The 12,676-nt window shown below is 63.5% G+C and carries 12 protein-coding genes; 8 read left to right on the forward strand and 4 right to left on the reverse strand.

The features are described from left to right. Positions 1–57 precede the first annotated feature (57 nt). Positions 58–1,830, forward strand: coding sequence for an AMP-binding protein (locus AC1DX0_RS03075; RefSeq protein WP_477354246.1), 1,773 nt, complete (start codon positions 58–60; stop codon positions 1,828–1,830). Between the two features lie 198 nt (positions 1,831–2,028). Then, entirely contained in the window at positions 2,029–3,132 is a 1,104-nt protein-coding gene (locus tag AC1DX0_RS03080; protein WP_477222450.1) for a calcium:cation antiporter, read from the forward strand. A gap of 46 nt (positions 3,133–3,178) precedes the next feature. On the opposite strand, the gene AC1DX0_RS03085 is transcribed toward AC1DX0_RS03080, so the two are convergent. Continuing rightward, positions 3,179–4,087 (reverse strand): LysR family transcriptional regulator, encoded by a 909-nt coding sequence (locus AC1DX0_RS03085; RefSeq protein WP_477222449.1) that lies wholly within the window; start codon positions 4,085–4,087, stop codon positions 3,179–3,181. Positions 4,088–4,186: 99 nt separating this feature from the next. Between AC1DX0_RS03085 and AC1DX0_RS03090 the strand changes: the two genes are divergently transcribed. Beyond that, positions 4,187–4,708 (forward strand): hypothetical protein, encoded by a 522-nt coding sequence (locus AC1DX0_RS03090; RefSeq protein ID WP_477222448.1) that lies wholly within the window; start codon positions 4,187–4,189, stop codon positions 4,706–4,708. A gap of 94 nt (positions 4,709–4,802) precedes the next feature. On the opposite strand, the gene AC1DX0_RS03095 is transcribed toward AC1DX0_RS03090, so the two are convergent. After that, positions 4,803–5,711 carry a hydrogen peroxide-inducible genes activator gene (locus AC1DX0_RS03095; protein WP_475452946.1) on the reverse strand — a complete coding sequence of 303 codons (909 nt, stop codon included), beginning with the start codon at positions 5,709–5,711 and terminating at the stop codon, positions 4,803–4,805. Between the two features lie 163 nt (positions 5,712–5,874). Here AC1DX0_RS03095 and katG point away from each other — a divergent pair, with 163 nt between their 5' ends. Further along, positions 5,875–8,064, forward strand: coding sequence for a catalase/peroxidase HPI (gene katG, locus AC1DX0_RS03100; protein WP_477222447.1), 2,190 nt, complete (start codon positions 5,875–5,877; stop codon positions 8,062–8,064). Positions 8,065–8,136: 72 nt separating this feature from the next. Here katG and AC1DX0_RS03105 read toward each other — a convergent pair whose 3' ends face one another. Beyond that, positions 8,137–8,814, reverse strand: coding sequence for an MIP family channel protein (locus tag AC1DX0_RS03105; protein WP_477222446.1), 678 nt, complete (start codon positions 8,812–8,814; stop codon positions 8,137–8,139). Between the two features lie 310 nt (positions 8,815–9,124). On the opposite strand from AC1DX0_RS03105, the gene AC1DX0_RS03110 reads away from it, so the two are divergent. From AC1DX0_RS03110 to AC1DX0_RS03125, 4 genes are all read left to right on the forward strand, one after another. Continuing rightward, positions 9,125–10,414, forward strand: a complete 1,290-nt coding sequence (locus tag AC1DX0_RS03110; RefSeq protein WP_477354249.1) for an RsmB/NOP family class I SAM-dependent RNA methyltransferase — start codon at positions 9,125–9,127, stop codon at positions 10,412–10,414. 73 nt (positions 10,415–10,487) lie between these two features. Beyond that, entirely contained in the window at positions 10,488–10,940 is a 453-nt protein-coding gene (locus tag AC1DX0_RS03115; protein ID WP_477222444.1) for a TspO/MBR family protein, read from the forward strand. A 99-nt stretch (positions 10,941–11,039) separates the two neighbouring features. Further along, positions 11,040–11,498: a PaaI family thioesterase gene (locus tag AC1DX0_RS03120; RefSeq protein WP_477222443.1), complete on the forward strand. Its 459-nt coding sequence runs from the start codon at positions 11,040–11,042 to the stop codon at positions 11,496–11,498. A gap of 148 nt (positions 11,499–11,646) precedes the next feature. Further along, complete coding sequence (locus tag AC1DX0_RS03125; protein ID WP_477222442.1) at positions 11,647–12,309, forward strand: 5'-methylthioadenosine/S-adenosylhomocysteine nucleosidase; 663 nt, start codon at positions 11,647–11,649, stop codon at positions 12,307–12,309. On the opposite strand, the gene AC1DX0_RS03130 is transcribed toward AC1DX0_RS03125, so the two are convergent. After that, positions 12,299–12,616, reverse strand: a complete 318-nt coding sequence (locus AC1DX0_RS03130) for a hypothetical protein (protein ID WP_477222441.1) — start codon at positions 12,614–12,616, stop codon at positions 12,299–12,301. The two genes, AC1DX0_RS03125 and AC1DX0_RS03130, sit on opposite strands and share 11 nt — an antisense overlap. Between the last annotated feature and the right edge of the window lie 60 nt (positions 12,617–12,676).

Below are 12,676 nucleotides of genomic sequence, written 5' to 3' on the forward strand. Positions count from 1 at the left end.
GGATTTCCACTGCCCCGCCGGGCTGATAGACTCGGGCGCGCCTGGGAGGAGACAGCGATGCCGGTCAATCTCGACGAGCTGAAGAACGCCACCAATCTGCGCGGCCGCGGCGCGCGCGCCGGCAGCGTCTTTGTCGCGCCCGTCGACGGCCGGGCGGATGTCTCGGGCGAGCGCAAGGTGCCGCTGCTCGACAAGACAATCCCTGCACTTTTCTCCGACACCGCCAGCAGATACGCCACACAGGATGCCGCCGTCTTTGTCGGTCAGGACAAGCGTTTCACCTGGAGCGAACTGTCGGACACTGTGGATGCGCTCGCCGCCGGTTTCTTGGCGCTCGGCCTCGAAAAAGGCGACCGCGTTGGCATCTGGTCGCCCAACCGCTGGGAATGGCTGGTTACGCAATTCGCCACCGCCCGCATTGGCCTGATCCTGGTCAACATCAATCCGGCCTACCGGCTGACCGAACTCGACTATGCGCTGAACAAGGTCGGCTGCAAGGCGCTCGTCACCGCGGCCAGCTTCAAGACCTCSGACTATCTCGGCATGATCGAGACGCTGGCGCCGGAGATCRCSAAGGCCRCGCCCGGCAAGCTCAAGGCGCARAAATTGCCKGMKCTGAAGATCGTCATCCGCATGGGCGAGGACAACTCGCCAGGCATGTTCAATTTCGCCGACGTGCTGGCCATGGCCGGTCGCGACGAGCATGACAGCCTCGACCGCATTTCCGAGGGGCTGAAACCTGGGGATGCGATCAACATCCAGTTCACCTCGGGCACGACCGGAGCACCGAAGGGTGCGACGCTGACGCACCACAACATCGTCAACAACGGCAATTTCGTCACCTCGGCGATCAAGCTCACCGTGGACGACCGGCTCTGCATCCCGGTGCCGCTCTATCATTGCTTCGGCATGTCGATGGGCACGATGGGCTGCGTGTCGAAGGGCGCGACGATGGTTTTCCCGGGCGAGGGGTTCGACCCCGGCGCGACACTGAAGGCCGTGGCGCAGGAGCGCTGCACGGGCCTCTATGGCGTGCCGACCATGTTCGTCGGCATGCTCGACCATGCGGATTTCGCGACCTTCGATCTCTCCAGCCTGCGCACAGGCATCATGGCCGGCTCGCCATGCCCGATCGAGGTGATGAAGAAGGTGGTGTCGCTGATGCATATGTCGGAGGTGACCATCGCCTACGGCATGACCGAGACCAGCCCGGTGTCGTTCCAGAGCGGCGTCGATGATCCGCTGGAAAAGCGCGTCTCGACCGTCGGCCGCATCCATCCACATGTCGAGGTCAAGGCGGTCGACACCGATGGCGCCACCGTCGCCGTCGGCGCGCCGGGCGAACTCTGCACACGCGGTTATTCGGTGATGAAGGGCTATTGGGACGACGAGGAAAAGACCCGAGAGGCAATCGACAGCGACGGCTGGATGCACACCGGCGACCTCGCAACAATAGACGCAGAGGGCTATTGCAACATCGTCGGCCGGGTCAAGGACATGGTCATCCGCGGCGGCGAGAACGTCTATCCCAGAGAGGTCGAGGAGTTCCTCTACCGCCATCCCAAGGTCCGGGAAGTCCAGGTTTTCGGCATTCCCGACGCCAAATATGGCGAGGAGCTGTGCGCCTGGATCGTGCTCAAACCCAACCAGATCGCCACCGARCAGGAGATCAARAACTTCTGCGCYGGCCAGATCGCCCACTACAAGATCCCGCGCYACATYCGCTTYCGCACMGAATTGCCGATGACRGTGACCGGCAAGCCGCAGAARTTCCTGATGCGCRAMGCSATGGTSGAGGAGCTKGGSCTKGTGRYGCAGAAGACGGCKTGAGGGGTGGGCGCCTCGGTTTTGTCGTTGCGCTCAATAATGCCAGGGCCGCGCGACCTTGCGGCATCTTCAGGAGCCGCGGGTCGGTGTCGTTTGTCGGAGTAGAACGCTGCGCGATGGGCTTGCCGGCTTCGCGATGACATTGGCTGAGGGGCTCCCCACAGGCTTTCCGCTAGGTTCGCAGAACACATGGGGGCTTGAATGACTGGTTTCGGACGATCGGCGATTTCCTACGCGATGCCCCTCGCTGCGCTGGCGATGGCTGTCGCGGTCCGAGGCAGCGGACTGTCGGTAGACCAGGGTTTGCCGAGCACCCGGATCCTTGTCGGTTCGCTGTCGTGTGCGATCATGTTCGTCACCATTTTCGTGGTGCTCGACCACGCCGAGGCGGTGGCTCGGCGGGTAGGGGAGCCGTACGGAACGCTGGTGCTGACATTTGCCGTTACCGCAATCGAAGTGTCGATCATTGTTTCCATGATGCTGCATGGAGAGAACAACCCGACACTGGCACGCGAGTCCGTCTTCTCGACGGTGATGATCACATCCACCGGCGTTGTCGGCATGTGTCTCGCGTTTGGCGGCTGGCGTCATCGCAAGCAGGCCATCGTGCGGCAAGGGACCAGTGCCTATCTGGCGGTTCTGGCCGCGCTGACCGTCATGACGCTTATTTTGCCGACCTACACCCAGACCACGGATCCCGGCACGTTTTCGGCAGCCCAACTTGGTTTCGTCAGTGTCCTTTCAGTGCTGCTCTATGCAAGCTTCGTGTTCGCGCAGACCGTCCGGCACCGGGAAGACTTTACCCAGGCACAACCACACGACGTTTCGGTGCGCGCTGCCCCTCACGAGAACATCTCTGCCAGCGCTCTGTTGCTGATCGCCGGGCTGATCGGAATTGTCATGCTCGCCGAGCAGGTCGCGGCAAGCGTCGAAGATACGCTCGTTGCCTACCAGGTGACCCAGACTGACAGCATTGTGGGGGCAATGATCGCGGGGCTGGTGTTGATGCCGGAGGCCATTTCGGCGGTGCGCGCTTCACTTAACAACGAGCTGCAGCGTGGCTTGAATGTCGCGATGGGTTCGGCTTGCGCCACGATCGGCCTTACCATACCGGGAGTCGCAGCCGCCAGCCTGCTGACGGGGAGAGGACTGACCCTGGGGCTGCCGGCTGCTGATGCGGTCCTTTTGGTCTTGGCGCTTTTCACATGCAATGTAAGCTTCAGCACCGAAAGAACGACGTTCTTGACCGGAATGGTCCATCTTGTGGTATTTTTTACTTATGCATTTCTGATATTTATACCATGAGAGCTTTGGTGCAGGCGAAGCGCCAAGGGAGGCATCCTTCGCTACCTCAGACCGCGGATTTGAGGTGGTCGATGAAGGCGCGCAGCTTCGGCAGGATCTGGCGCTTGCCGGGATGATAGAGGAAGACGCCCGGCGTCGTCGCGGCGATAGAGGCCAGCACAGGCTCGAGTTTTCCCTGGGCAATCGGACCTTCGGCGACAGGTCGAGGAAGCTGCGCCAGCCCAATTCCCCGCATGGCGGCGCCGACCAGCGTTGGATAGTCGTGGGCGATCAGCGGACCTGAGACCATGGCCTCGATCGCCTCGTTGCCGTCGACGAACGTCCAGGGCGCAATGGCGCCGTTCGAGCGGCGCAGGCGCAAGCAGGCGTGGTGGCGCAAATCGTCGACACGCTCGGGGCGGCCGTGGCGCTCGAGATAGTCGGGACTGCCGACGACCACGAACGGGAATGACGGGGTCAGCCGCACCGCGACCATGTCGGTGGCAATGAACTGGCCGAGGCGAATGCCGGCATCGAACCCGCCGGTCGCCAGATCAACCATCTCGTCGCTCGCGGCGATCTCCAGTTCGACTTCCGGATAGGCCTGGCAGAACGACGCGATCACCGGCTCCAGGATCAACGGCACGACGGCGCGCGGCACTGACAGGCGCAGCAGGCCGGTCGGTCGTTGGCCGACATCACGCGCGGCCTCGCCGGCGGCGACGATCTCCTCAAAGGCAGGGCCGGCACGGTCGAGGAACCGCTGCCCGGCTTCGGTCAGGCCGACGCTGCGTGTCGTGCGGACAAACAGCGCCGCACCCATGCGGGCCTCCAGCGCGCGCACCGCCTGGCTCACGGCCGACGGCGTCACGCCGAGATCGGCGGCGGCGCGGCGGAAGTTGCGGCGCCTGGCGACAGCCAGGAACACCTCGACGCCCTCCAGCGCCCCATGCAGAACTGTGTAGCTGTGCTTCATAGGTTGTAGTGATTACAGCGGCTAGTCGAACTATGGAAGCGGGTTTAGGTAATCGCCTGAAGCCAGGGGGCCGCGCACCAGCTGCCGACAGGAGGCCAAATGCCTACGGAAATACTGTTCCAGATCCATCTCGTTCTCGGCTATGTCGCCTGGCTGCTTTGCTTCGGCGCCTATGGCCTGCCGTGGCTGAGGTCGATGGACCGGCTCGCGGCGCAACGCGCCATTGCCACCCTGCACAGCTTCCGCTTCTTCGGGCTCGTCTTCATCCTTCCAGGCGTCGTCAGCCCAGATCTGCCCGCAAGCTTCGCCACCTTTGCCGCCTATGGCGACTTCGCGACAGGCGTGCTGGCCATGCTGGCGCTGCTCACCGTGAGGATACGCCCGCTGTTTTGGTTCTTCATCGTCGCCTTCAATGTCGTCGGGACGGTCGAACTCGTCTTCGACTACTACCACGCCATCCAGGCCGACCTTCCTGCCCATGCGGGACTGTTTGGCGCCGGCTACGCGATCCCGATCATCTACGTGCCGCTGCTGATGATCACGCACATCGCCGCATTCTATTTCCTGCTGCGACCTCATCAGAAAGCGACGTGCGCCGTCACAGGTGATGCGGCTTCCTAGCTTGTCTGGGAGCGTGAGATGATCGCCGGCCCGATATCGCTGCGAACCCGCAGGTTCCTACCCCGGGGTTCTCTGACGCCGGTTTGATTGCCTGTCACGCCGCCAACACCGCCGCGCCGAGGCTGCGAATAATCTTCGCCAGTTCCACGCACTCCCCATGCCTTGCATTGTTCCGTCGCCAGGCAAGGCAGATCATGCGTTGCGGCATCGGCTCCTGGAACGGCACGATCTTGAGATCGGGGATGGTGCCGGCAGGCCCCGTCGCCATTTCGGGGATCAGCGTCACGCCGAGCCCGTGCGCCACCATCTGCAACAGCGTGGTCAGGCTGGTGGCGCCGTAGCTTGCCATTGCCACCGGTCGCACATTGCCGCAGACGGCGAGCGCCTGTTCGCGCAGGCAGTGGCCTTCCTCGAGCAGCATCAGTCGTTCCAGCGCCGGGCTTTCAGGCGGAACCGGCGGCGAGGCGAAGGCCGGATCACCAGCCGGCACGGCGAGGAAGAACCGGTCGGGGAAGAGCGCCTCGGTAACCAGGCCGGGATGGTCGAGCGGAAGGGCGGCGATGAAGGCGTCGAGCTTTCGCGATGCGATGTCCTCGACCAGGGCGGCAGTGACTGCCTCGCGCAGTTCGAGCTGCAAGGCTGGAAAGTGCTTCTTCAACTCGGGCAGGGCGCGCGGCAAAAGATAGGGCGCGACGGTCGGGATGATGCCCAGCCGGAAGCGCCCCTCCATGGCCGTGCGGCCGCGCCGGGCCGTCGTTTCGACGTCGCGTATGTCGGCCAGGATGCGCTCAATGCGCGGCAACAGTGCGACCGCCTCGTCGGTCATGCGCACCGATTTGCCGCCGCGTTCGAACAGCCGGCAGTTCAGCCGCTGCTCCATTTCCGCGATCTGCGAGGACAGCGCCGGCTGGCTGACACCGGCAAGTTTGGCCGCACGCCCGAAATGCAGCGTCTGCGCCAGCGCGTCGAAATAGTGCATCTGGCGAACTGTCAATCCGATCATAAGAAAATCCTATCGAAATGAACAGGAAAGGCAATTTGTTTTTATCGCAAATGCGGCCTAGTCTGGAATCGTTCCAGATTGGTGCGGTCGCTGGCCGGCCCCAAAATCCTGGCAAAAAATCAACCTCGGCAAAAGCAAACCTCGGCAAAATCGGAGACTGAAGATGGACGCGAACACCGATGACAAAAGCGCGGGCAAATGCCCGGTCGCGCATGGATCCGCCGGCCGGATCAACCGTGACTGGTGGCCGAACCAGCTAAATGTCCAGATCCTGCACCAGCAGTCGTCTCTGTCCGACCCGATGGGCGAGGCGTTCGATTATGCCGAGGAATTCAAAAGCCTCGACCTCGACGCCGTGATCAAGGATTTGCATGCGCTGATGACGGATTCGCAGGAATGGTGGCCGGCCGATTTCGGCCATTACGGTCCGCTGTTCATCCGCATGGCGTGGCACAGCGCCGGCACCTACCGCATCGCCGACGGCCGTGGCGGCGCCGGGGCCGGCCAGCAGCGTTTCGCGCCGCTCAACAGCTGGCCGGATAACGTCAACCTCGACAAGGCCCGCCGGCTGCTGTGGCCGATCAAGCAGAAATATGGCCGCAAGATCTCCTGGGCCGACCTTCTGATCCTCACCGGCAACGTTGCGCTGGAATCGATGGGGTTCAAGACCTTTGGCTTCGCCGGTGGTCGCGCCGACGTCTGGGAGCCCGAGCAGGACGTCTACTGGGGTCCTGAAGGCAAGTGGCTGGCCGACGAGCGCTACAGYGGCGACCGCGACCTGCAGAACCCCCTCGGCGCCGTGCAGATGGGCCTGATCTACGTCAACCCGGAAGGGCCGAACGGCAAGCCTGATCCGCTGGCCTCGGCGCGCGACATCAGGGACACTTTCGCCCGCATGGCGATGAATGACGAGGAGACCGTAGCGCTCATCGCCGGTGGCCACACCTTCGGCAAGACCCATGGTGCCGGCGACGCAACGCTGGTCGGTGTCGAGCCGGAAGGCGCCGACATCGAGCAGCAGGGCCTCGGCTGGGCCAACAAGTTCGGCACCGGCAAGGGCGGCGACGCCATCGGCAGCGGCCTGGAAGTGACCTGGACGACGACGCCGACCAAGTGGAGCAACGACTTCTTCGACAATCTGTTCGGCTTCGATTGGGAATTGACCAAGAGCCCGGCCGGCGCGCATCAGTGGACGCCGAAGGATGGCGCCGGCGCCGGCACCGTGCCGGACGCGCACAATGCGTCCAAGCGCCATGCGCCCGCAATGCTGACCAGCGATCTGGCCCTGCGCTTTGATCCTTCCTACGAGACGATCTCGCGCCGCTTCCATGAGAACCCGGATCAGTTCGCCGACGCCTTCGCCCGCGCCTGGTACAAGCTGACCCACCGCGACATGGGCCCGGTCGTGCGTTATCTCGGCCCGTTGGTTCCCCGGGAAGAGCTGCCGTGGCAGGACATCATCCCGGCGGTCGATCACGTGCTGATCGACGAGCAGGATGCGGCGGCGCTCAAGGCCAAGATCCTGGCCTCCGGCCTGTCGGTGTCGCAGTTGGTCTCGACGGCGTGGGCGTCGGCCTCGACCTTCCGTGGCTCCGACAAGCGCGGCGGCGCCAATGGTGCGCGCATCCGCCTCAGCCCGCAGAAGGACTGGGCCGTCAACCAGCCGGCCGATCTCGCCAAGGTGCTCGAGAAGCTTGAGGCGATCGCCAAGGACTTCAACGCTGCGCAGACCGGCAGCAAGAAAGTCTCGCTTGCCGACCTGATCGTTCTTGGCGGCAATGCGGCCATCGAGAAGGCCGCCGGCCACAGCGTCGACGTTCCGTTCTGGCCCGGCCGCATGGACGCCTCGCAGGAGCAGACCGACATCCACTCCTTCGCGCCGCTGGAGCCGACGATTGACGGTTTCCGCAACTATGTCAGCGGCAAGCAGCGCCAGACGGTAGAGGAGGCGCTGGTCGACCGGGCGCAGTTGCTGACGCTGACGGCGCCTGAGTTGACCGTTCTTGTCGGCGGCCTGCGCGTTCTCGGCGCCAATACCGGGCAGTCGAAGCATGGTGTCTTGACCACCAAGCCGGAAACGCTGAGCAACGACTTCTTCGTCAACCTTCTCGACATGGGCACGGAGTGGAAGGCAGCGTCGGACGCCAAGGACGTGTTCGAAGGCCGCGACCGCAAGACCGGCGAAGTCAAGTGGACCGGCACCCGCGCCGACCTGATCTTCGGCTCGCACTCGCAGCTGCGGGCGCTCGCCGAAGTCTATGCGACGGCGGATGCCAAGGCGAAGTTTGCGAAAGACTTCGTCGTTGCCTGGACCAAGGTGATGAACGCCGACCGCTTCGATATCGCCGGCTGATCCAGACAGAAGTCGATTCAACAAAAAAGGCGCGGGCCGTGGCCCGCGCCTTTTGCATTCAGGCTTTCGAGATCAATCCTTCTCGAAGATACGCGCCTTGGCGACGACGCCGGCGATGGCGCCGCCGATCAGCGGTGCGACGATGAACAGCCAGAGCTGGCTGAGCGCGGCACCGCCGGTGAACAGTGCCGGGCCGATTGAGCGGGCCGGATTGACCGAGGTGCCGGTGACCGGGATCATGGCGAAGTGAATGCCGGCCAGCGTCAGGCCGATGACCAGGCCGGCAAACGCCGTCGAGTGCTTTTCAGCGGTGACGCCGAGGATCACGGTGACGAAGGTGAAGGTGCCGATCAGCTCCCACAGGAAGGCCGAACTCATGCCCCATTTCGTCACATCCCAGCCATTGGCACCGAAGTTGGTGATGGGTTCGCCGGCCTTGCCGGAGACGATGATCCACAGCGCCAGCGAAGCCAGGATGGCGCCGATGATCTGCGCGATCCAATAGGGGATGACGTCCTTTGCCGGCAGCCGGCCGGCGAGGAAGACGCCGAGCGTCACCGCCGGATTGAGATGCGCGCCCGAAATCGGGCCGATCGCATAGGCCGCCGCGATGAGGCCGATGCCGAATGCCAGACCGATGCCTTCCTGACCAAGCGGCAGCGCGCCGCCGAAGCCGCCCGTCACCACCGACGCCGTGCCGATGAACACCAACAGAAATGTGCCCAAAACTTCCGCAAGATAAGTTTTCATTGCCCTCTCCTCGTAGCGATCCGCCGGTCCGCGTTTTCCGCGCCGCGAATCATGGTGTGAAGAGTATTCCCAACGCAAAAACTTGGGAAGCAGAGCGGTTGCGCCACACGCCGTGCTTGCAGTCGCCAGGTGTGAACATTAGAGACCTGTCATCTATTGATCGATTTGCTGTTGCCGGCCAGGGATATTCACTGGTCGAGCGGATTCGTCGGCCTCGGTCAGGATTGCCTTCGCGGGCGCAAGCGGGGTTCAATCCGGACGCGAAAGGCTCTAAGAGCAGGCGATAGTTCTCGATTTGATGGAATGATGAATGCGACTGGGCGGACGGCTGGCTGCGGCCATCGAAGTGCTGGARGACATTGGCCGGCGTCACCGGCCRGTGGCCGATGCGCTGAAGGATTGGGGCCTGTCGCACCGCTTCGCYGGCGGCGGTGAYCGCGCGGCAATCGGCAACATCGTCTACGACGCGCTGCGCCACAAACGCTCCGCCGGCTGGCTGCTCGGCGAAGACACGCCGCGCGCCATCGGCTTYGGCGCYTTGCTGCTTGAATGGGGSCAGACGGCGCAGTCGCTCAACGACGCGCTCGACGGTGACAAGTTCGCGCCGCCGCTGCTCAGCGACACCGAGCTGCAGACGATCGCCGGTCGCCGGCTTGCCGCCGCGCCGCCCGCGGTGCGTGCCGACATACCCGACTGGTGCGAACCGCTTTTCGAACGGGCTTTTGGCGAGACATGGGTCGAGGAGGGCGCGGCGCTGGCGACCCGCCCGCCGCTCGACATCAGGGTCAACACGCTGCAGGCCGATCGCGCCAAGGTGCTCAAGGAACTGGCCGAGACCGGGGCGCAGGCGGCGCGGATCGCGCCGCTCGGCATCCGCATTCCGCCGATCGACGGTGACGGCAGGCACCCGAACGTGCAGTCCGAACCCGCTTTCCAGAAGGGCTGGTTCGAGGTCCAGGATGAGGGCTCGCAAATAGCAGCGACACTTGCCGGCGCCGAGGCCGGCATGCAGGTGCTCGACTTCTGCGCCGGCGCCGGCGGCAAGACACTGGCGCTGTCGGCTGCAATGGACAACCGCGGCCAGATCTTTGCCCACGATGCCGAAAAGGCGCGGCTGGCGCCGATCTTCGACCGCATCCGCCGCTCGGAAAACCGCAATGTCCAGGTCGTCACCAAGCCGGCTGAACTCAGCCCCCTCGCCAATCATATGGACATCGTGCTGGTCGATGCGCCCTGTACCGGCAGCGGCACCTGGCGGCGCCGCCCCGATGCCAAATGGCRGCTGACGCAAAGGCAGCTCGACGCCCGCAAGGGCGAACAGTCGGCGATCCTCGATGCCGCCAAGTTGTATGTCAAACCCGGCGGTCTGCTGGTCTACATCACCTGTTCGGTATTCGACGAAGAGAATGGCGAGCAGATCGCGGCGTTTCGCGAGCGGCACAAAGGCTTTGCCCTGGTCGATCACCGCACGCTCTGGGACAATCGTTTTCCAGGCCACGCGGCAGCCGCGCGGATCGGCGCTGGCGGGGATATTTCGTTATCGCCGGCGTTGAGCGGCACTGATGGGTTTTACTTCTGCGCCATGCGCAGGGCGAATTGACGCTGCCGTTGACAGCTGGCGACAGCGCTCCAGTTGCAGATGCGCGGCGTCGGGCCGCCACGGGGTGGAATTCTTGCATAGATATCTGTCGCTTCTGCTGTTCCTCGTCCTGGTGCTGGGCGGTGGCCTAGCGATCGGTTACGCAACGTTGCCGGGCGCTTGGTATGCGTCGCTGGCCAAGCCGCCCTTCAATCCGCCCAACTGGGTCTTTGGGCCTGCCTGGACCCTGCTCTATGTGCTGATCGCTGTGGCTGGCTGGCGAACATGGAGAAGAGAACCTACAGGATCGGCGATGAAGGTCTGGGGCATCCAGCTCGTCCTGAATTTCGCGTGGTCGCCAACCTTCTTCGGCGCCAAGATGATGGGGCTTGCCTTGGTCGTCATCGTCTTTCTCTTCGCCAGCATCGGGTTGTTCATCACCAGCGTCTGGAACCGAGACAGGCTTTCCGGCTGGTTGTTCACGCCTTACGCGGCATGGGTGGCCTTCGCCACATTGCTCAACGCCTCGCTGCTCTGGTTGAACTAGGGAGGCGGCGATGTCGTTTTGTTGCAGTGCAGCAAAAGCATTTGCCTGCCGCTCGTGCCTCTGCGATAAGCTTTCCCGGCAAACGTGAAGGCATCAGCGATGGCAGCAAAGATCGTACCGGCTCCCGACTATGAGGATCGCGTCAGGGCATCCTTCGCCCGCCAGCAGGCTATGGCGACGATCGGCGCCGAGCTGACATTGGTGACGCCCGGCATCATCGAGATCGAGATGCCCTATTCGGTCGCCTTGACCCAGCAGCATGGTTTTCTCCACGCCGGCGTCATCTCTACAGCGCTCGACTCGGCCTGCGGCTATGCCGCTTTTTCCCTGATGCCGGAAAATTCCGGCGTGCTGACCATCGAGTTCAAGGTCAACCTTCTGGCGCCGGGAAGGGGCGAGCGTTTCCTGTTCCGTGGCTCGGTGACCAAGCCCGGCCGCACCATCATCGTTGCCGATGGCCAGGCCTATGCCTTCGCCGCCGACGGCGAGGCCAAGCTGATAGCCACCATGACCGGCACAATGATGACGGTGGTGGGCCGTGACGGGATTGCTGGGTGAGGAGCGGTCCGCGTAGCGGACGAAAAGCCCCCGAATGGGCCTTTCGAGCGACGAACGCCCGGAGCCATAGCGAAGGGCCGGGCGCCGGTGAGGGCACGTCGCTCCTCTTGTCTCCAGCGTAGGTAGTAGTGCAGGGAGGTGCAGGGTCATGACCGGTAATGTTACGCGAGTTGGCGGCAAGGATGTCCTCTTCGTCATGGCGGCGCAGGCCGAATATGGCCCGCATCTTCAGCGGCTGTTCACGCCGCTGATGACAGGCGTCGGCCCCGTCGAAGCCGGTGTCCGGCTCGGCGCCGAACTCTCCTGGTTGAAATCCGAGAAGGCTTTGCCGGACCTCGTCGTGTCGCTCGGCTCAGCCGGCAGCCGGACCCTGGAACAGACGGARATCTATCAGGCCGTCTCCGTCAGCTATCGCGACATTGACGCCTCGCCGCTGGGTTTCGAGAAAGGCGCGACGCCGTTTCTCGACCTGCCGGTGACCGTACCGCTGCCGTTTCGTATCCCCGAAATCAAGCAAGCCACGCTGTCGACCGGCGGCGCCGTCATCACCGGTTCCGCCTATGACACGATCGCGGCTGACATGGTCGACATGGAGACCTTCGCCTGCCTGCGCGCCTGTCAGTTGTTCGACATCCCTCTCATCGGGCTGCGCGGCATTTCCGACGGCGCGGCGGATTTGCGGCATGTCGGCGACTGGACTGAATATCTGCACGTCATAGATGAGAAGCTGGCGGACGCCGTCATGCGCCTCGAACAGGCGGTCGGTGCCGGCCTACACGGCGCGCCTGAGCGCAATCAGGTCAAGCCGTGAGGTTCTCCGGATCGCCGAAATCGATGCGCGAGATGCGCCCGCGCGCAATGCCGGTCGCATCGACATAGTCGATGGCTCCCGGTGTATGATCGAGTTTCCAGGAGCCTGTCGGGCCGTCCTGCCATTCGACCTTGTAGCCATCGTCTTGCAGCGTCCAAAGTCCATGGAAACGGTTGCCGTCCGGCAATAGCATGTGCGCCCGGTCCTCGGTTTCGTAGTGGATGAAGGCGCTCTTGCCGCCCATGTCGACGACATGCGTGGTGCCGATCATGATAATGGCCAGCGTATCCTTGTTCAGAATTGTCATTATCCCTGTCCATAGGTTTGAGTTCGAAAGCGCTCGACGCAAGCAAAGTCGTCAAGTATC

The sequence above is a fragment of the Mesorhizobium sp. P3_A9 genome (assembly GCF_056402975.1).

Bases quoted from the DNA above. Each gene is read 5' to 3' on its own strand.
- AC1DX0_RS03090 (WP_477222448.1), top strand. From the start codon at position 4,187: ATGCCTACGGAAATACTGTTCCAGATCCATCTCGTTCTCGGCTATGTC.
- AC1DX0_RS03120 (WP_477222443.1), top strand. From the start codon at position 11,040: ATGGCAGCAAAGATCGTACCGGCTCCCGACTATGAGGATCGCGTCAGG.
- AC1DX0_RS03085 (WP_477222449.1), bottom strand. From the start codon at position 4,087: ATGAAGCACAGCTACACAGTTCTGCATGGGGCGCTGGAGGGCGTCGAG.
- AC1DX0_RS03130 (WP_477222441.1), bottom strand. From the start codon at position 12,616: ATGACAATTCTGAACAAGGATACGCTGGCCATTATCATGATCGGCACC.
- AC1DX0_RS03095 (WP_475452946.1), bottom strand. From the start codon at position 5,711: ATGATCGGATTGACAGTTCGCCAGATGCACTATTTCGACGCGCTGGCG.
- AC1DX0_RS03105 (WP_477222446.1), bottom strand. From the start codon at position 8,814: ATGAAAACTTATCTTGCGGAAGTTTTGGGCACATTTCTGTTGGTGTTC.
- AC1DX0_RS03080 (WP_477222450.1), top strand. From the start codon at position 2,029: ATGACTGGTTTCGGACGATCGGCGATTTCCTACGCGATGCCCCTCGCT.